We start from the raw sequence: 17,581 nt of genomic DNA, 5'->3' as shown, positions 1-17,581 counted from the left end.
GATGTTGATTCCCCGTAGGGTCAAGCACCGCAAGCAGCACCACCCCAAGCGGGACGGTGCGGCCAAGGGCGGTACCAAGCTGGCGTTCGGCGATTACGGCATCCAGGCCCTGGAGTCCTCGTACCTGACCAACCGTCAGATCGAGAGCGCCCGTATCGCGATGACGCGCCACATCAAGCGTGGCGGCAAGGTGTGGATCAACGTCTACCCCGACCGTCCGCTGACCAAGAAGCCGGCCGAAACCCGGATGGGTTCCGGCAAGGGTTCCCCCGAATGGTGGGTGGCCAACATCAAGCCCGGCCGCGTGCTGTTCGAATTGTCCGGCGTCGGCGAGGACGTGGCCCGCGAGGCCATGCGCCTGGCGATCCACAAGCTGCCTTTCAAGGCACGCTTCATCAAGCGGGAAGCAGGTGACATCTGATGGCGAACACCACCACCGCCGCCGACCTGCGCGGCCTGAGCCGCGACGAGCTCAACGCCAAGGTCGTCGAATACAAGGAGGAGCTGTTTAACCTCCGCTTCGCCGCCGCCACCGGTCAGCTCGAGTCGCACGGACGGCTCCGCGAGGTCCGCAAGGACATCGCCCGGGTCTACACCGTGCTGCAGGAGCGCAACCTCGGCATCGTTCCCGATCCCGATCAGGACAAGTGAGAGCAATGAGTGATAGCAAGCGCGAAGGCGCCCGCAAGGTCCGTGAGGGCGTCGTGGTGTCCGACAAGATGGACAAAACCGTCGTGGTGGCCATCGAGCAGCGGGTCAAGCACCCGCTGTACGGCAAGGTGATGACCAAGACCGAGCGGCTGAAGGCGCACGACGAGGCGAATGATGCCGGCGTCGGTGACCGCGTCCGGGTGATGGAGACTCGTCCGACCTCAGCGACCAAGCGCTGGCGTCTGATCGAGATTCTCGAGAAGGCCAAGTGAGGCAGAGATGATCCAGCAGGAATCGCGGCTGAAGGTCGCGGACAACACCGGTGCGAAGGAACTCCTGTGCATCCGGGTGCTCGGTGGCTCCAAGCGTCGCTACGCGGGCCTGGGCGACAAGATCGTCGCCACGGTCAAGGACGCCATCCCGGGCGGAAACGTGAAGAAGGGCGAGGTGGTCAAGGCCGTCATCGTCCGTACGGTGAAAGAGACCCGTCGGCCCGACGGCTCCTACATCAAATTCGATGAGAACGCCGCCGTGATCTTGAAGGGCGACGGGGAGCCTCGCGGCACCCGTATCTTCGGTCCGGTCGGCCGTGAACTGCGCGAGAAGAAGTACATGCGCATCGTCTCGCTGGCCCCGGAGGTGCTGTGACATGGCGAACTCGTTGCATGTGAAGAAGGGTGACCGGGTCAAGGTCATCGCCGGCAAAGACAAGGGCTTGGTCGGCGACATCATCGAGGTGCTGCCCGAGCAGGGCCGGGTGATCGTCGAGGGCGTGAACGTCGTCAAGAAGCACACCCCGGATCGCTCCGCCCAGGGCGGCAAGGACAAGGGCGGCATCATCACCACCGAGGCCCCCATCGACGCCTCCAACGTGCAGTTGGTCGTGAAGGTGGACGGCAAAGAGGTGGTGACCCGGGTTGGTTACGAGCGCCGTGAGGTGACCAAGCGACGTCCCGACGGCTCGGAGTACGCAGCGACCCGGAGTGTCCGCGTCGCCCGCAAGACCGGGAAGGAAATCTGATGACCGCGACTGTCGCAGAAAAGACTCTGCCGCGGCTGAAGCAGAAGTACCGCGAAGAGATCGCGCCCGCGCTGCACACTGAGTTCGGTTACGACAACGTGATGCAGATTCCTGGGCTGACCAAGATCGTGGTCAACATGGGTGTCGGTGACGCCGCCCGCGACTCTAAGGTGATCGACGGCGCCGTGCGCGACCTGACCCAGATCACCGGCCAGAAGCCGCAGGTGACCAAGGCCCGCAAGTCGATCGCCCAGTTCAAGCTGCGCGAGGGCATGCCGATCGGCTGCCACGTCACCCTGCGCGGTGACCGCATGTGGGAGTTCGCCGACCGGCTGCTCACCTTGGCGCTGCCCCGCATTCGCGACTTCCGCGGCCTGTCGGCACGGCAGTTCGACGGCAAGGGCAACTACACCTTCGGCCTGACCGAGCAGGTCATGTTCCACGAGATCGACCAGGACCGGATCGATCGCACCCGGGGCATGGACATCACCTTCGTCACCACCGCGACCAACGACGACGAGGGCCGGGCGCTGTTGCGCGCCTTGGGCTTCCCGTTCAAGGCGCCCGAGAACGATCCGAAGAAGGCCGTCGCCAAGAAGCGGCGTCCGCAGGGTGCGTCCAAGAGCGCCCAGAAGAAGTCCCTGAAGAGGAAGTGACGAAATGGCAAAGACTGCGCTGAAGGTGAAGCAGGCCCGCAAGCCGAAGTTCGCCGTCCGGGCCTACACCCGGTGCAGCAAGTGCGGCCGGCCCAAGGCCGTGTTCCGCAAATTCGGCCTGTGCCGGGTCTGCCTGCGCGACCTGGCCCATGCCGGCCAGCTTCCGGGCGTGACCAAGTCCAGCTGGTGACGATCGCCGGTCGAGCCGGCCGAGACCTCGGCCCATCGACCACCGGGTTCGTCCGAACCCACTGACCACAACCCGAACAGGTCAGCTGCGGCGTGTCACGCCCACTTGAAACCGTTCGAGAAAGAAGAAACAAGTCATGACCATGACTGACCCGATCGCAGACATGCTGACGCGTCTGCGCAACGCCAACCAGGCGTACCACGACTCGACGTCGATGCCGCACAGCAAGATCAAGGTGGGCATCGCCGAGATCCTCAAGGCTCAGGGCTACATCAGCAGCTTCGAGGTGAAAGAGCCGGCGGCCGGCGAGGTCGGCAAGACGCTGACCATCACCTTGAAGTACGGCAGCAACCGGGAGCGTTCGATCGCCGGGGTCCGGCGGATCAGCAAGCCGGGCCTGCGGGTCTACGCCAAGTCGACCGGCCTGCCGAAGGTGCTCGGCGGCCTGGGGATCGCGATCATCTCGACCTCCCAGGGCCTGCTCACCGACTCCGAAGCCAATGCCAAGTCCGTGGGCGGCGAAGTGCTCGCCTACGTGTGGTGAGAAAGGAGTACTGACATGTCGCGAATTGGAAGGCTCCCGATCGCCGTGCCGGCCGGCGTGAACGTCACGCTGGAGGGCCAGCAGGTCGAGGTGAAGGGCCCCAAGGGCACCCTGTCCCACACTGTGGCCGAACCGATCAAGGTGGGTCGCAACGAGGCCGGTGAGATCGAGGTCACCCGTCCCGACGACGAGCGGCTGAGCCGTTCGCTGCACGGCCTGACCCGCACCCTGGTGTCGAATATGGTCACCGGCGTGACCGCCGGTTACGAGAAGAAGCTCGAGATCGTCGGCGTCGGCTACCGCGTGATCAGCAAGGGCCCGACCCAGCTCGAGTTCAACCTCGGGTTCAGTCACCCGGTTGTCGTGAACGCCCCCGAAGGGATCACGTTCTCGGTCGAGAAGCCGACGGCGTTCACCGTCTACGGCATCGACAAGCAGGTCGTGGGCGAGGTTGCGGCAAACATCCGCAAGATCCGTAAGCCGGAGCCCTACAAGGGCAAGGGCGTGCGCTACGCCGGCGAGCGGGTTCGCCGCAAGGTTGGAAAGGCTGGTAAGTGATGGCTATCTCGCTGTCGAACAACAAGGGCACGGCCGCCCGCACCGCTTCGCGGCTGCGTCGCCAGGCTCGTGGTCGCAAGAAGATCGCTGGCAGCCCGCAGCGTCCCCGCCTGGTGGTCACCCGCTCGGCGCGGCACCTGTTCGTTCAGGTGATCGACGACACGGTGGGCAAGACCCTGGCCTCGGCCTCGACCATGGAGGCGGACGTCCGCAAGGCGTCCGGCGACAAGACCGAGGTGGCCAAGCAGGTCGGCACCCTGATCGCCGACCGGGCCAAGGCCGCCGGTGTCTCCGACGTGGTCTTCGACCGGGCCGGCAACAAGTACCACGGACGGATCGCCGCACTGGCTGACAGTGCGCGCGAGGCCGGCCTGGGATTCTGACGGAACTCGAAAGGTAGAGAGACGATGAATGGAAACCAGCGCCGCGGAGGCGGTGCCGCTGGTGGCGAGCGTCGTGGCCGCGAGGACCGTCGGGGCCAGAACGCCGCCGCTGACAAAGACAAGAGCCAGTACCTCGAGCGGGTAGTGGCGATCAACCGGGTGGCGAAGGTCGTCCAGGGTGGCCGCCGGTTCAGCTTCACCGCGCTGGTCGTGGTGGGCGACGGCGACGGCACCGTGGGCGTCGGCTACGGCAAGGCCCGCGAGGTGCCGGCCGCGATCGCCAAGGGCGTCGAAGAGGCCAAGAAGTCGTTCTTCCGGGTGCCCCGCATTCAGGGCACGATCCCGCACCCCGTGCAGGGCGAGAAGGCGGCCGGCGTAGTCATGCTGCGTCCGGCCTCGCCGGGTACCGGCGTCATCGCCGGCGGCTCGGCGCGCGCCGTGCTGGAGTGCGCCGGTGTGCACGACGTGCTGGCCAAGTCGCTGGGCTCTGACAACGCGATCAACGTGGTGCATGCCACCGTGGCCGCGCTGAAGAGCCTGGAAGAGCCCGAGCAGGTCGCGAAGCGTCGCGGGCTGTCGGTCGAGGACGTCGCCCCGGCAGCCCTGCTGCGGGCCCGTGAGGGGGCGACGCACTGATGACCACGTTCAAGGTGACCCAGGTCAAGTCCGGCGTGGGTCGTAAGCAGAACCAGCGCGACACGCTGCGGTCGCTCGGTTTGAAGCGCATCGGTGACTCGGTCGTGATCGAGGATCGTCCCGAACTGGTCGGGATGGCCAAGTCGATCGCGCACCTGGTCAGCGTCGAGGAGGTCAACTGACATGGCTGCACTGAAGTTGCACCACCTGCGCCCGGCGCCGGGCGCGAAGACTGAGAAGACCCGGGTGGGTCGCGGTGAGGGCGGCAAGCGGGGCAAGACCGCGGGTCGTGGCACCAAGGGCACCGGGGCGCGCAAGAACACCCCGCAGAACTTCGAGGGCGGGCAGATGCCGCTGCACATGCGGCTGCCCAAGCTGCGCGGCTTCAAGAACCCGTTCCGGGTCGAGTACCAGGTGGTGAACGTCGCCAAGCTGGGCGAACTGTTCCCCGACGGCGGTGAGGTCGGCGTGGCCGACCTGGTGGCCAAGGGCGCCGTCCGCGACGGCAACCTGGTCAAGGTGCTCGGCAACGGCGAGCTTTCGGTCGCCCTGACCGTGCGGGCGAACGCCTTCTCGGCCTCGGCCAAGAGCAAGATCGAGGCCGCCGGAGGCACCGCCACCGAGGTCTGATCGCACAGCACCGCCGAACGGGCGGGACGGCCACGGGTCGTCCCGCCCGTTCGGCGTTGGTGGAGCGTGTATTCCGCTGGTCGAGCTTGTCGAGACCGGTGATTGGAGGGGCATGTTCGAGGTCTCGACAGGCTCGACCGGCGAGAGCTGAGTGCGGCCCGTTGGTTGAGCGTGTCGAAACCGGTGATTGGAGGGGCATGTTCGAGGTCTCGACAGGCTCGACCGGCGAAAATCAGCGTTTCCCCCAAGGCGGATGCGTTGGTTGGCGGGTTCGTGGTTCTGCCTCGCAGATGCGGCGAGCGGCCCAGATGTCACGCAGGCGCACCTGCCCGGCAATGGTGCGACTATCCTGACCGGCGACGTAAGGACACCCCCATGGCCTCTGCACAGTTGCACCACGCGGCGCTCGACGAGATCGGGCAAGAGATCGTCGACGGCGTTCGTCCGGTGGGCTCGGTGCTCACCCTGGCCGACCTGGAGCAGCGGTTCGTGGTGTCGCGCACAGTTGCCCGCGAGATCATGCGCATTCTGGAGGCCTTGGGCATGGTGCGCTCGCGCCGCCGGGTAGGCATCACGATTCGGCCGCGGTCGAGTTGGAATGTGCTCGATCCTTTGGTGGTGCGCTGGCGGCTCGCCGGGGCCGAACACGACCGGGTGCTGCTCGACGTCACGGAGTTGCGGGCCTCGCTGCAGCCGATGGCCGCCGAGCTCGCGGCCCGCAACGCCACCCCCGAACAGCGGCAGCGGTTGAGTGAGCTGGCCGACGAGATCGTGCGCACCAGCCGGCAGCCCGAGAAGGCGTCGGCCATGGCCGAGGCCGAACTCGACTTCAACACGTTGCTGTTGCGGGCCACGGCCAACGAGCTGTTCTTCGGCTTCTCGGGCATGGTGCGGTTGGTTCAACGCCTGGACGGCCCCGCCGGCGTCGAACCCGGCCTGGTGTGGGCCGAACGATACCGACGCATCGCGGGGGCGGTGGCCGCCGGCGACGCCGAGACGGCGCGCATCGCGTCCCGCGCTCAGGTGGCGCAGGGGCTGGCCGCGATGGCGACGCGGGTCGGGCCGCGTCCGACACTCACCGAGCCGCCGAGCACCGACGACTGGTCGGTGTAGCGACCCACCGGAGTGACCCACGTCCAGAACTTGGTAGAGTTTCCCAGGTTGTGCGCGGTTCTCGCGTGCGAGCACCACATGTGAGGAGTACTGGTCGGATGCTGTCGGCCTTCTGGAACGCGCTGAAGACCCCTGACCTGCGCCGCAAGATCCTGTTCACCCTTGCGATCCTGGCCGTCTTCCGGCTGGGCTCGGTGATTCCGACGCCCAACGTGAACATGGTGAACGTGAATGCCTGCCGCCTGGAGGCGGCCAGCGGCACCAATGCGGGCCTCTACTCGATGATCAACCTGTTCTCGGGTGGTGCGCTGCTCCAGTTGGCGATCTTCGCACTCGGCATCATGCCCTACATCACGGCGAGCATCATTCTGCAGTTGCTGACCGTGGTGATTCCTCGGCTCGAGACGCTGAAGAAAGAGGGCGCCGCCGGCACCGCGAAGATCACCCAGTACACCCGCTACCTCACCTTGGTGCTGGCCGTGCTGAACGCCACCGCCTTCGTCACGCTGGCGGTCAACGGGCAGTTGTTCCAGGGCTGCACCCGTGACCTGGTCTACGACAAGGGCATCTTCCCGATCGTCGTGATGGTGCTCACCATGACCGCCGGAACCAGCCTGATCATGTGGATGGGCGAGCTGATCACCGAGCGCGGTGTGGGCAACGGTATGTCGGTGATGATCTTCACCCAGATCGCCGCGCAGTTTCCGGCCTCGCTGTGGACCATCAAAGAGAGCCGTGAGGGGGCGGCCGGCTGGCTGGCCTTCGCCACCGTCATGGCGGTCGGCCTACTGGTGATGCTTGGCGTGATCTTCATGGAGCAGGCGCAGCGGCGCATTCCGGTGCAGTATGCCAAGCGCATGGTGGGGCGCCGGCTGTTCGGCGGCACCACCACCTACATTCCGATGAAGGTCAACCAGGCCGGCGTCATTCCGGTGATCTTTGCCAGTTCGATGCTCTACCTGCCCGTGCTGTACGCGCAGTTCCAGCCCGACAATCCCGTGTCGTCGTGGATTCAGACGCACCTGGTGCGGGGCACCGGCCTGTGGTACAACTCGATCTTCTTCGTGCTGATCATCGCCTTCACCTACTTCTATGTGGCGATCACCTTCAACCCCGAAGAGGTCGCCGACAACATGAAGAAGTACGGCGGCTTCATTCCGGGGATCCGGGCGGGTAGGCCGACCGAAGAATACCTGGCCTTCGTGCTGTCGCGGCTGACCGCCCCCGGCTCGCTCTACCTGGCGCTGATCTCGTTGATTCCGGCGATCGCGTTCATCTTCTTCAACGCGCAGACCAACTTTCCCTTCGGAGGCACTAGCATCCTGATCGTTGTCGGCGTCGGACTCGACACGGTCAAGCAGATCGAGAGTCAGCTCCAACAACGCAACTATGAAGGATTCCTCAGGTAACTCAAGGGCGAGGTAGGCAAGACATGCGACTGCTCATCATGGGTCCGCCGGGTGCGGGCAAGGGAACCCAGGCTGCCGTGATCGGCGAATACTACGGCATTCCCGCCATCTCGACCGGCAACATCTTTCGGCTTGCGATCACCAATCGCACCGACCTGGGGGAGCGGATCAAGCGGATCATCGCCGACGGTGGCTACGTGCCCGACAGCCTCACCCTGAAGGTCGTCGTGCAGCGCCTCGAAGAGGAGGACACCAAGGGTGGCTGGTTGCTGGACGGTTTCCCGCGCACCCTTGGCCAGGTCAAGGCGCTCGACAAAGAGCTAGAGGCGCATGGCTTCACCCTCGACGCGGTGATCTCACTGACTGCCGACGAAGAGGCGATCGTGCGGCGGATGCTCAAGCGGGCCGAGATCGAGGGCCGTCCCGATGACAACGAAGAAACCATTCGCAACCGGCTTGAGGTGTACCACGAGCAGACCGATCCGTTGCTTGAGGTGTACCGGGAGCGTGGCCTGCTGCTCGAGGTGGACGGCATGGGCGAGGTCTCGGAGGTCACCCAACGCGTGCTGACCGCCCTGGCCCAGCGTATTGGCGACTGACCGTTGGCCGGCGGTATCGAGGTTAAGACCCCTGAGCAGATCCTGGTGATGCGGCGGGCGGGCCTGGTGGTGGCGCGCACGCTTGCGGCGTTGCGTGACGCGGCCCGGGCCGGCCTCACCACCGGCGATCTCGACCGGATGGCGCGTGTGCTGCTCGCCGAGCAGGGCGCCACCTCGTCGTTCCTGAACTACGGCGCCGGGTACGGCGTACAACCGTTCCCGGCCGTCACCTGCATCTCGGTGAACGACGAGATCGTGCACGGCATACCGGGGGAGCGGGTGCTGGCCGACGGCGACCTGGTGTCGGTGGACTTCGGCGCCATCGTCGACGGCTGGCATGGCGACTCGGCGCTGAGCTTCGTGATCGGCGAACCTCGTGCCGATGACCGGGAATTGAGCGAGGTGACCCGGCGGTCGATGTGGCGGGGCATCGCGGCCGCCCGGTTGGGTGGCCGCATCGGCGACATTTCGGCGGCCATCGAGGGTTTCGTGCGCACCCAGCCGCGTCGTTACGGCATCGTGCGCGAGTTCACCGGGCACGGCATCGGTTCGGCGATGCACCAGGCGCCGGACGTCCCCAATCACGGCAGGCGCGGACGAGGCCCGCTGCTGGTGCAGGGCATGTGCCTGGCGATCGAACCCATGCTCACCCTGGGTGGTGAGGCGACCGCGACCCTGGAGGACGACTGGACGGTGGTCACCCGGGACGGGTCCCGGGCCTGCCACTGGGAGCACACGGTGGCAATCACGCGGCGCGGGTTGTGGGTGCTCACGGCCGAGGACGGCGGCGAGGCCGAACTCACGGCACTGGGCGCCAGATTCGGCCCGTTGGGCGACTGAGTCCGCTGGCCGAGCGGTTGATGGTCGCTGGTCGAGCTTGTCGAGACCTCGGACGTGTGGCTGTGGCAAGGGTTTCGACGAACTCAACCAGCGGTAAATCGAGGCTCAGCGGGGGGTCAGGTGCACCCCGGCGATCATGCAGCGAACCGAACCGCCGGCCAACTCGATGGTCGGCACCCGCAGCGGCAGCAGCCTGGCCGATTCTTCGATCACTGCCCGCTGCTCATCGGTCAGTGCTGCCGTGGCCCGCTGCGACAGGGCCAGCACCCGTCCGTTCGTCCCGGTCAGTTCGATGGTGTTGCCGGCGAACTCGGCTACCTGCTCGAAGCTGAGCTCCAGCACCGTCCGTCCGCTCTCGGCCAGCCGGGCGGCCACCTGGTCGCGGCGCCGCGGGTCGCTGATCGCGTCCAGGCAGACCAAGGCGTACTCCGAGGCGATGCCCATCAGCACGTTGGTGTGGTAGATCGGACGACCGTCCGGCCCGGCGGTCGCAAAGGCCATCGGTTCGTAGCCGAACGCGGTGCAGAAGCGCTCCAGAATCACCGGGTCTGCCCGATACGAGTTGGCCACGTAGGCGACCCGCTCCAGGTGGTCGAACACCATCGCGCCGGTGCCCTCGAGAAACAGGTTGTCGTACTCCAGGCCCGAGTAGTCGATCACCTCCTGGACGCGGTAGCAGCGCTTCAGCAGCTCGATCACGTCAAAGCGGCGCTCCCGGCGGCGATTGGGCGCGAACATCGGGTACACCGCGATGCGGCCGCCGTGGTGGGTCGAGAACCAGTTGTTCGGAAACACCGAGTCGGGGGTGTCCAGGTGCCCGAAGTCGTCGAAGACGTGCACGCCGACGCCCGCGTGGGTGAGCGCCGCGACGCAGCCGTCGAATTCCTCGAGTGCGCGGGTGGCGAGCTGGTCGTCGGTCAGGGCGATATCTGAGGGTGCCTGAAAGGTGTTGTCGGCCAATGTCTCGGCGTTGACCCGAAACCGGTGCGGCCGCACCATCACCACTGATGGCGGTGCCTGTGCATGCCGAAAATTCATCCGGTCCCCCTGTGTATTCGGCGACAGTCTAGGGAAGTACTGATCACTGCGCCCACCGCTGGTTGAGCGTATCGAAACCCCTAGTCAGAGCACTCCGTTTGAAGTCTCGACACGCTCGACCAGCGGACAATCGGCTGTTCCCCAGGGTGCAGTGCATCCGGCAACGGCGCTGGCATGATGTGGGCATGGCTCAGGCACGGCACCGGCGCCGGGTCGTGGCCGCTATCGCCGACCCGGTGGCGCTGCGCCGTGACCTGGCCGGCGCAGGCGAACTCCGCCACCGTGACCCGGACGATCGCGACTACCGTCGGGTCGTAGTGCGCCCCGGCGACCCAGCCGGGCCCGGGGTCGTAGGCTTCGGCACGGTGCTCGCGATGGGTTCAGCACAGCCGGCGTCCGAGGGTCGGTCGTGACGCCACTGGCCATGGACGTCCCCTGGTGGGGTGTCCTGCCGTTCGTCACGATGCTGATCTGCATTGCGGTGCTGCCATTGGTGCCGGCCACCGAACACCTGTGGGAGCGCAACTCGGTGAAGCTGGCCGTTGGGCTGCTGCTCGGCGTGCCCGTGGCGATTTGGCAGTGCGCCACGGGGCCCGAGGGAACCCTCGCCGTGCTGCACGCGTTGGTCGAGTACGGCCAGTTCATCGCGCTGCTGCTGGCGCTGTTCGTGGTGGCCGGCGGCATTCATCTGGCCGGCGACCTGGTGGCATCCCCGCGGACCAACACCGGGCTGCTTGCCGTGGGCGGGATGCTCGCCTCGTTCGTCGGTACCACCGGCGCGGCGATGCTGCTGATCCGGCCACTGCTGCGGACGAACGCCGAGCGCCGGCATCGCGTGCACACAGTGGTCTTCTTCATCTTCATCGTCGCCAACTCCGGTGGGCTGCTGACCCCGCTCGGGGACCCGCCGCTGTTCCTCGGAATGCTGCGCGGCGTGCCGTTCGCGTGGACATTCACGCTGTTTCAGGAGTGGCTGTTCGTCAACCTGCTGCTGCTCATCGGCTACTACGCCCTTGACGTGCAGAGGTACGCGAATCAGGACCGCGACGGCTCTCGGCTTACCCGCGTCAAGTCCGAACCACTACAGGTGCACGGCTCGATCAACATCGTCTTCCTGGCGATGGTGGTGGCCGCGATCGCGTTCCTGCCCTCGATCGACCTGCACACCCTGGCTGAGGGTCAGGCGGCGTGGTCGGACTGGGTGCCCTGGCGCGAACTGGTGTTCGTGCTCGCCGCCGTGCTGTCGCTGCGCCTGAGCAACCGAAGGGCGCGCTATCAGGGCAACGGGTTCGCTTGGCGGCCGATCGTCGAGGTCGCGGCCCTTTTCGTCGGCATCTTCCTGACCATGGTTCCGGCCATGCAGTTCGTGGCCGGGGCGGCGCCCGGACTGCCGTTGAACGGGGTCACCATTTTCATCTTCACCGGCGGACTGTCGGCGATGCTCGACAACGCACCCACCTACGCCACCTTCTTCGAGCTGGCTAAGGCGCTGGGCGAGGGGCACCCGGCCGAGGGCCTGGTCGCGGGCGTGCCGGCCGATCTCTTGACTGCGATCAGTCTCGGTGCCGTGCTGGGCGGTGCTCTCACCTACATCGGCAACGGCCCCAACTTCATGGTGAAGGCGGTCGCCGAACACTCCGGGGTGGCGATGCCCAGCTTCGGCGGCTACCTGGGCTGGGCTTTCGCCCACCTGGTGCCTGTCCTGATCGCGCTGGTGTGCATCTTCCTGTCGGGCCACTGGTCGGCGATGCTGGCCGGCTGGGCGATCGTCGCCGCTCTGCTCGCCCGAGCGGGGCTGACGATCCGCAGCGTCGGCGCGGAGCGGACGATCGACTGATCCGCCGGACTGGAGCCCGCTTCGATACCGGCGTGAAACAAATCAGCAATACCCTGACGCTCGTGAGTGAATTGTTCTCGAACTATCGGGCTTCCGGACCGGCGTTCGACGAGATGATCTCGGACGAAGGCGTACGGACGGCCTACTCGGCGGCGCAGCGGCAGATGGGCAAGCTTGAGGCCGATGAGGTGCGGGCCCGGGCCGACTACCTCAAGAGCACCTATCTGGACCAGGGCGTCACCTTCGACATCGGCGGTGAGGAGCGTCCGTTCCCGCTCGACATCGTGCCGCGCATTCTGATGGCCGACGAGTGGGCGGTAGTCGAGGCCGGGGTCGCGCAGCGGGTGCGGGCGCTGGAGGCGTTCCTGGCTGACGTGTACAGCTACGGCAAGGTGTTCGACGACGGCGTCATTCCGCGCCGGGTCGTGGTCAGTTCGCCGCACTTCCACCGGGTGATGCACGGTGTCGTGCCGCCCAACGGGGTGCGGGTGCATGTGTCGGGCATCGACCTGATCCGCGACAACGAGGGCACCTTCCGGGTGCTCGAAGACAATGTCCGGGTGCCGTCTGGGGTTTCGTACGTGATGACCAACCGGCGAGCGATGTTCTCGGCCCTGCCGGAGGTGACCAGCCGGCACCGGATCCGTCCGGTCGAGCAGTACCCGCTGCAGTTGCTGGCCGCGCTGCGGGCCGCCGCGCCGTCAGGCATCAGCGACCCGAACGTGGTGGTGCTCACCCCGGGGGTCTACAACTCCGCCTACTTCGAGCACGCCCTGCTGGCCCGCATGATGGGCGTCGAACTGGTCGAGGGTCGCGACCTGGTGTGCCAGGCCGGACGGGTGCGGGTGCGCACCACGCAGGGCCTGCGCCCGGTGCATGTGATCTACCGCCGGCTCGACGACGAATTTCTCGACCCGGCCACCTTCCGCGCCGACTCGATGCTCGGTTGTGCCGGGCTGATCGACGCGGTGCGGGCCGGCAACGTGACCCTGGCCAACTGCGTGGGCAACGGCGTGGCCGACGACAAGCTGATCTACACCTATGTGGCCGACCTGATTCGCTACTACCTCAGCGAGGAGCCGATCATTCCCGGCGTCGACACCTGGCGCATGGAAGACCCCGCGTCGCGCGAAGAGGTGCTCGACCGGTTGGACGAGCTGGTGCTCAAGCCGGTGGACGGCTCCGGTGGCAAGGGCATCGTGATCGGCCCGGTCGCCAGCCAGCGCAAGCTCGACAAGCTGCGCGCCGACGTGCTGAAGAACCCGCGCGGCTGGATCGCCCAGCCGGTGGTGCAGCTCTCGACGGTGCCCACCATGATCGACGGACGAATGGCGCCGCGGCACGTCGACCTGCGCCCGTTCGCGGTGAACAGCGGCACCGGCATCTACGTGCTGCCGGGCGGACTCACCCGGGTGGCGCTGCCCGAGGGGGAGCTGATTGTGAACAGCTCCCAAGGCGGCGGCTCCAAAGACACCTGGGTGCTGGCCCGCGACGGGGTGCGCGGCCAGCGCAAGAAGGCCCGCGCGCATGTCGCGCCGGTCCGGGTGCCGCTGGCCGACATCGGCGTCGAGGGCATCCAGCAACAACAGGAGCAGCAACAACAACAGCAGCAGGCCGGTCAGGAGGCGTCATGCTGAGCCGCATCGCCGAGTCGCTGTTCTGGATCGGACGCTACCTCGAGCGCGCCGAAGACACCTGCCGCATCGTGGAGGTGCACCTGCAGTTGCTGCTCGACGACCCCACCGTCGACCAGGAGGCCGCGGGGCTGTCGCTGCTCGAGGTGATGGGCTACCCGCCACCCGAGGGAGTCACCGCAGACCCGCAGTACGTGCTCACCGCGCTGTGCTTCGACGACGAGGCACCGGCCTCGGTGGCCACCGCGCTCGGCGGGGCCCGCGAATCGGCCCGGCGGGCGCGCGAAACCGTGTCGACCGAGATGTGGGAGTCGATCAACACCACCTGGAACTCGGTGCGGGCCGGACGGCTGCAGCGCATGCGTCCGGCGACCGCGTTCAAATTCATCCGGGAGCGGTGTGCGGTCATCTCGGGCACCGCTGACTCGACGATGAGCCACGACGAGGGCTGGAATTTCTTGATCCTGGGCCGCTCGATCGAGCGGGCCGACATGACGGCGCGGCTGATCCAGTCGGCGTCGATCACGTCGGGCTCGCAGAGCGCGTGGAACAACGTGCTGCGTGGCTGTGGGGCGCATCACGCGTTCGTGCGCACCTACGGCGGCGTGACCACCGACCGTGACGCGGCCGAGTTTCTGCTGCTCGACCGGCTGTTCCCGCGTTCGCTGGTGCATACCTTGACCGCCGCGGAGCAGGCTCTGTCCGAGCTGGGCCGAACCGAGCGTCGGGCGGGCATTGAGGACGACGCCCAGCGGCTGCTCGGCACGGCCCGGGCGGCGCTGGAGTACCGCCCGCCGGGCGAGGTGCTGCACGATCTGCCGAACCGCATGGCCGATCTGCAGCGGGTTTGCAACCAGGCCAGCACGGCGATCAGCCAGCGCTACTTCGAAGGAGCCACCGCCGCCGTGTGGCAGGGAGGCGAACAGTGACCAGGCAGATCCGCATCGTTCACCACACCGGCTACGCCTACCCGCAGAACGTGCTGGGTTCGCACAACGAGGTGCGAATGACACCCAGGGCCAGCCGGGAGCAGTGGGTGATCAACTCGCGCATCGACATTCACCCCAGCCCCTGGGTGCTGAGCTACACCGACTACTGGGGCACCCGGGTCACGGCATTCGAGATTCGCGAGAAGCACGCCCGGCTCGACGTCACCTCGACCGCGACCGTGGAGGTGACCCGTCCGCCTGAGGTGGCGCCCGGGGCAAGCTGGGGCGAGTTGCGCGACGACGCGTTCACCGACCGGATGACCGAGATGCTCAGCGTCAGCGAGCATGTCGACCCGGGCGATGAGCTGGGCAGGTTCGCGGCTCGGGTGGCCGCTGCGTACAGCCCGGCCGAGACCGTCCTCGAAGTCGTGCAGCGCATTCGCGAGAAGGTGCGCTACGTGCCGGGAGTCACTCACGTGCAAACCCGGGCCAGGGACGTGTGGACCGCGGGTGCCGGCGTCTGCCAAGACATGGTGCACGTGGCGATCGGTGCGCTGCGCCGGGTGGGCATTCCGGCGCGCTACGTGTCGGGCTACCTGATGCCGTCGCTCGACCCGCAGCCGGGTGAGCCGCGCAGCGCCCAGTCGCACGCCTGGCTGCAGTACTGGGACGGTGCCTGGATCGGCCTGGACCCCACCAACGACTCCGCGCCGGGCGAGTTCCACGTCGAGGTCGGCATTGGCCGGGACTATTCTGACGTGCCGCCGTTGCGGGGCATCTATTCGGGCGGCGGAACGTCCAAGATGTACGTCGAGGTCGAGATGACGGTGCTCGACTGAGGGATGTCGCTGGTCGAGCCCGTCACTGGTCGCGCGGGTCGACCCTGTCCGTTGGTCGAGCGTGTCCGTTGGTCGAGCGTGTCGTTGGTCGAGCTTGTCGAGACCCCGGACCGCCCTCCGCGATCCCGGGCCTCGGCGTCCCACTACCCTGGGTGAGGTGGACAACCTGCCGATCTCGTCGAAGTACCGCTCGCGGCCGCTGGAGCCGTTGGGCGACGCCGAGCGCGAGCAACTCGCCGAGCGGTTGAACGACGAATTCGCTCGCGGGGGCATCGACACCGACGCCTACCGCGCGATGCTCGACCAGGTCTTCGCCGCGAACACCCTGGGCGAGGTGGCGAGCGTGGTGGCATCGCTGCCGGCGAAAGATACCTTCGCGGTACCCGTGGTGATCGAGACCGGAACGGCGGCACCCGGCGAACTGCTGCCGGCGCGGACGACCGGCCTGCGGGCCCCGCTGCTGCTGGTCGCCGGCCTGGGCACGGGCATCGCGGTCGCGATCCTGCTGGTGGTGCTGATCATTCTGTGACGTGGCTGCCCCTGTGACACGCTGCTGCCTGAATGCAGTCAGTCACGTGCCCACGAGGGCGGCAACGTCGGGACGGGGGGCCCGTCGGTTCAGGGGCGAACCGCCTTGTTGGTCGGACGGATGTCGGCTCCGGTCAGGTTCTCGTGCGTGACGTAGGTGGCCAGGGCGCCGCTGAGCAGTTGGGCCCACGGGTCGTTGCCGCCTCGGCTCGAAGCGCTCGCGGTGACCACGCCGGGGGTCTCGGCGCGTAGCGGGGGCAGCCGTAGCCAGGTGCGGGGTGAGGTCCAGCGGGTGCCCGCGGAGGCGTCCTCGGGGCCGGCACCGTGGCCGTGGGTGATCAGGGTGTGGCCGCCGCTGGCCGGAATGCGGTATTCGACCATGACGCCGTCCGGCAGGTGGTGCACGGCTTCGCTGGTGGAGCCGGTCGAGACCTCGCCGCTGGTGACCCCGCTGCCACCGGCCGAGCCTGTCGATACCTCTTGTGAGACGTTTCGCACCCGCACGCTCGCCGCCCACGCCGGCCGGGTCCAGCGGGTTCGCCGGCGCAACGTCGGCTCGGTGGGGCCGGCCAGTCGCAGATAGCTCCACGGGTTCACGGTCGCGACCACGGCGGCCACCCGGGTGCTGCCCGACGCCGTCGTCACCAGCCCGGGCTCAATGCCGGTGACCGGTTCGGTCAGCCGCACCTCGACCCCACGCAGTTCGAGCCGGGCGGCCAGCAGAGCGATCAGCTCCGCCGCGGGCACAGGAGCCCCGTCGCGGGTCAGTTGCCAGCGTCCGAAGGTGCGCTCCAGCGCGAGCCGCGCCGTGATGAACCCGGGGGTGCGGGCGGGGTCGGAGCCGATCCGCCATGCCGTCGAGAGCAGCAGAGCGGCGGCCTGTGGGTGGTCGATCTGCCGGGCCAACTGCTGCACGGTCTGGTTCAGGCCGACGGCCCGGCGGCGTTGCGGGGTGAGATCGGCCGCGGTGAACTCATGTTCGAGACCGAGCCGGCGCAGCACCTGCCAGCGGTCGTCGAGGTCGTCGAGCAGGTCGCGCCAGCGGGTGGCCGCTGGGCGCCCCCAGGCGTCGGTGAGGGCGGCCCACTGCTGACCGCGATCGGCGGGCAGCGTCAGCGCCGAGCCGTCGGCGAAATGGTGGGTGGCCGGCGGGGCAGGGGCCAGGGCATGGCCGGTGCGGGCGAGTTCGGCGTCGAAGGCGCGACCCGATTTGCGAAACAGGTCGCGCCATGGGGCGGGCAGGGTGAATGCCGGTGGCAGCACGCCCGGCTCGACCCACCGGCCGCCCAACCGGTCAGCCGCTTCGAACAGCACGACCCGATGCCGCTGCTTGGCCAGCCGGGCAGCCGCGGCCATGCCGGCCAGTGAGCCTCCGACCACGGCGACCGGGTCGTCGCTCATGCGGTGCACGCCGGTGTCGGGCACGCCGGACCACCCGGCCGCGCAAGCATCTTCATGCGCCTAGGGTGCCAGACCCGGCGGCGTTGGTTTCAGACCGGCTCGACCCTGCGGGAACCGTTGGTCGAGCGGGTCGAAACCCCTGGTC

General features: G+C 67.5%; 25 protein-coding genes. 23 read left to right on the top strand and 2 right to left on the bottom strand.

Features of this window, described 5'->3' with window-relative positions; genetic code table 11:
* The first annotated feature begins 1 nt into the window (after position 1).
* The 17 genes from rplP (at position 2) to map (ending at position 9,230) form a co-directional block, all read left to right on the top strand.
* Complete coding sequence (gene rplP / locus QM721_RS10480) at positions 2 to 421, top strand: 50S ribosomal protein L16 (RefSeq protein WP_415121663.1); 420 nt, start codon at positions 2 to 4, stop codon at positions 419 to 421.
* Positions 421 to 651 (top strand): 50S ribosomal protein L29, encoded by a 231-nt coding sequence (gene rpmC / locus QM721_RS10475; protein ID WP_415121661.1) that lies wholly within the window; start codon positions 421 to 423, stop codon positions 649 to 651. Before rplP ends, rpmC begins: the two co-directional genes overlap by 1 nt.
* Positions 652 to 656: 5 nt before the next feature.
* A complete protein-coding gene (gene rpsQ, locus QM721_RS10470) occupies positions 657 to 923 on the top strand; it encodes a 30S ribosomal protein S17 (RefSeq protein WP_415121659.1) in 267 nt (88 codons plus the stop codon).
* A 7-nt stretch (positions 924 to 930) separates the two neighbouring features.
* On the top strand, positions 931 to 1,299 hold the full coding sequence (gene rplN / locus QM721_RS10465) for a 50S ribosomal protein L14 (RefSeq protein WP_415121657.1): 369 nt from the start codon (positions 931 to 933) through the stop codon (positions 1,297 to 1,299).
* 1 nt (position 1,300) lies between these two features.
* Positions 1,301 to 1,672, top strand: a complete 372-nt coding sequence (gene rplX, locus QM721_RS10460) for a 50S ribosomal protein L24 (RefSeq protein ID WP_415121655.1) — start codon at positions 1,301 to 1,303, stop codon at positions 1,670 to 1,672.
* A complete protein-coding gene (gene rplE, locus QM721_RS10455; RefSeq protein ID WP_415121653.1) occupies positions 1,672 to 2,328 on the top strand; it encodes a 50S ribosomal protein L5 in 657 nt (218 codons plus the stop codon). Before rplX ends, rplE begins: the two co-directional genes overlap by 1 nt.
* A 4-nt stretch (positions 2,329 to 2,332) precedes the next feature.
* Entirely contained in the window at positions 2,333 to 2,518 is a 186-nt protein-coding gene (locus QM721_RS10450) for a type Z 30S ribosomal protein S14 (RefSeq protein WP_415121651.1), read from the top strand.
* Between the two features lie 136 nt (positions 2,519 to 2,654).
* Positions 2,655 to 3,062, top strand: coding sequence for a 30S ribosomal protein S8 (rpsH, locus tag QM721_RS10445; RefSeq protein ID WP_415121649.1), 408 nt, complete (start codon positions 2,655 to 2,657; stop codon positions 3,060 to 3,062).
* A gap of 15 nt (positions 3,063 to 3,077) precedes the next feature.
* Positions 3,078 to 3,620 carry a 50S ribosomal protein L6 gene (gene rplF / locus QM721_RS10440; RefSeq protein WP_415121647.1) on the top strand — a complete coding sequence of 181 codons (543 nt, stop codon included), beginning with the start codon at positions 3,078 to 3,080 and terminating at the stop codon, positions 3,618 to 3,620.
* Positions 3,620 to 4,003 (top strand): 50S ribosomal protein L18, encoded by a 384-nt coding sequence (gene rplR / locus QM721_RS10435; RefSeq protein WP_415121645.1) that lies wholly within the window; start codon positions 3,620 to 3,622, stop codon positions 4,001 to 4,003. The genes rplF and rplR overlap by 1 nt, the downstream gene beginning before the upstream one ends.
* 24 nt (positions 4,004 to 4,027) lie before the next feature.
* Complete coding sequence (gene rpsE / locus QM721_RS10430) at positions 4,028 to 4,639, top strand: 30S ribosomal protein S5 (protein WP_415121643.1); 612 nt, start codon at positions 4,028 to 4,030, stop codon at positions 4,637 to 4,639.
* Entirely contained in the window at positions 4,639 to 4,821 is a 183-nt protein-coding gene (gene rpmD / locus QM721_RS10425; RefSeq protein ID WP_415121641.1) for a 50S ribosomal protein L30, read from the top strand. The genes rpsE and rpmD overlap by 1 nt, the downstream gene beginning before the upstream one ends.
* 1 nt (position 4,822) lies before the next feature.
* The gene (rplO, locus tag QM721_RS10420; protein ID WP_415121639.1) at positions 4,823 to 5,269 is read left to right on the top strand and encodes a 50S ribosomal protein L15; all 447 of its coding nucleotides are present in this window, start codon (positions 4,823 to 4,825) and stop codon (positions 5,267 to 5,269) included.
* A 375-nt stretch (positions 5,270 to 5,644) separates the two neighbouring features.
* Entirely contained in the window at positions 5,645 to 6,382 is a 738-nt protein-coding gene (locus tag QM721_RS10415) for a FadR/GntR family transcriptional regulator (protein WP_415121637.1), read from the top strand.
* Between the two features lie 98 nt (positions 6,383 to 6,480).
* Positions 6,481 to 7,791, top strand: coding sequence for a preprotein translocase subunit SecY (gene secY / locus QM721_RS10410; RefSeq protein WP_415122081.1), 1,311 nt, complete (start codon positions 6,481 to 6,483; stop codon positions 7,789 to 7,791).
* Between the two features lie 23 nt (positions 7,792 to 7,814).
* Positions 7,815 to 8,390 carry an adenylate kinase gene (locus QM721_RS10405; RefSeq protein ID WP_415121635.1) on the top strand — a complete coding sequence of 192 codons (576 nt, stop codon included), beginning with the start codon at positions 7,815 to 7,817 and terminating at the stop codon, positions 8,388 to 8,390.
* A gap of 3 nt (positions 8,391 to 8,393) precedes the next feature.
* A complete protein-coding gene (gene map / locus QM721_RS10400) occupies positions 8,394 to 9,230 on the top strand; it encodes a type I methionyl aminopeptidase (RefSeq protein ID WP_415121633.1) in 837 nt (278 codons plus the stop codon).
* A 105-nt stretch (positions 9,231 to 9,335) separates the two neighbouring features.
* Here map and ctlX read toward each other — a convergent pair whose 3' ends face one another.
* Positions 9,336 to 10,268, bottom strand: a complete 933-nt coding sequence (gene ctlX, locus QM721_RS10395; RefSeq protein WP_415121631.1) for a citrulline utilization hydrolase CtlX — start codon at positions 10,266 to 10,268, stop codon at positions 9,336 to 9,338.
* Positions 10,269 to 10,453: 185 nt separating this feature from the next.
* On the opposite strand from ctlX, the gene QM721_RS10390 reads away from it, so the two are divergent.
* The 6 genes from QM721_RS10390 (at position 10,454) to QM721_RS10365 (ending at position 16,036) form a co-directional block, all read left to right on the top strand.
* Positions 10,454 to 10,681, top strand: coding sequence for a hypothetical protein (locus tag QM721_RS10390; protein ID WP_415121629.1), 228 nt, complete (start codon positions 10,454 to 10,456; stop codon positions 10,679 to 10,681).
* Positions 10,678 to 12,105 (top strand): sodium:proton antiporter, encoded by a 1,428-nt coding sequence (locus tag QM721_RS10385; RefSeq protein WP_415121627.1) that lies wholly within the window; start codon positions 10,678 to 10,680, stop codon positions 12,103 to 12,105. Before QM721_RS10390 ends, QM721_RS10385 begins: the two co-directional genes overlap by 4 nt.
* Positions 12,106 to 12,167: 62 nt before the next feature.
* Positions 12,168 to 13,742 (top strand): circularly permuted type 2 ATP-grasp protein, encoded by a 1,575-nt coding sequence (locus QM721_RS10380; protein WP_415121625.1) that lies wholly within the window; start codon positions 12,168 to 12,170, stop codon positions 13,740 to 13,742.
* Positions 13,736 to 14,668 carry an alpha-E domain-containing protein gene (locus QM721_RS10375; protein WP_415121623.1) on the top strand — a complete coding sequence of 311 codons (933 nt, stop codon included), beginning with the start codon at positions 13,736 to 13,738 and terminating at the stop codon, positions 14,666 to 14,668. The genes QM721_RS10380 and QM721_RS10375 overlap by 7 nt, the downstream gene beginning before the upstream one ends.
* Positions 14,665 to 15,507, top strand: a complete 843-nt coding sequence (locus QM721_RS10370) for a transglutaminase family protein (protein WP_415121621.1) — start codon at positions 14,665 to 14,667, stop codon at positions 15,505 to 15,507. The genes QM721_RS10375 and QM721_RS10370 overlap by 4 nt, the downstream gene beginning before the upstream one ends.
* 157 nt (positions 15,508 to 15,664) lie before the next feature.
* Complete coding sequence (locus QM721_RS10365) at positions 15,665 to 16,036, top strand: DUF1707 SHOCT-like domain-containing protein (protein WP_415121619.1); 372 nt, start codon at positions 15,665 to 15,667, stop codon at positions 16,034 to 16,036.
* Positions 16,037 to 16,125: 89 nt separating this feature from the next.
* On the opposite strand, the gene QM721_RS10360 is transcribed toward QM721_RS10365, so the two are convergent.
* Positions 16,126 to 17,460 (bottom strand): FAD-dependent oxidoreductase, encoded by a 1,335-nt coding sequence (locus tag QM721_RS10360; RefSeq protein WP_415121617.1) that lies wholly within the window; start codon positions 17,458 to 17,460, stop codon positions 16,126 to 16,128.
* Positions 17,461 to 17,581 lie beyond the last annotated feature (121 nt).

Source organism: Micropruina sp., assembly GCF_047602085.1.
Lineage (GTDB): Bacteria > Actinomycetota > Actinomycetes > Propionibacteriales > Propionibacteriaceae > Micropruina.
The sequence above is the reverse complement of the archived record's forward strand: the minus strand, read 5'-3'. Positions and strand labels throughout refer to the sequence as shown.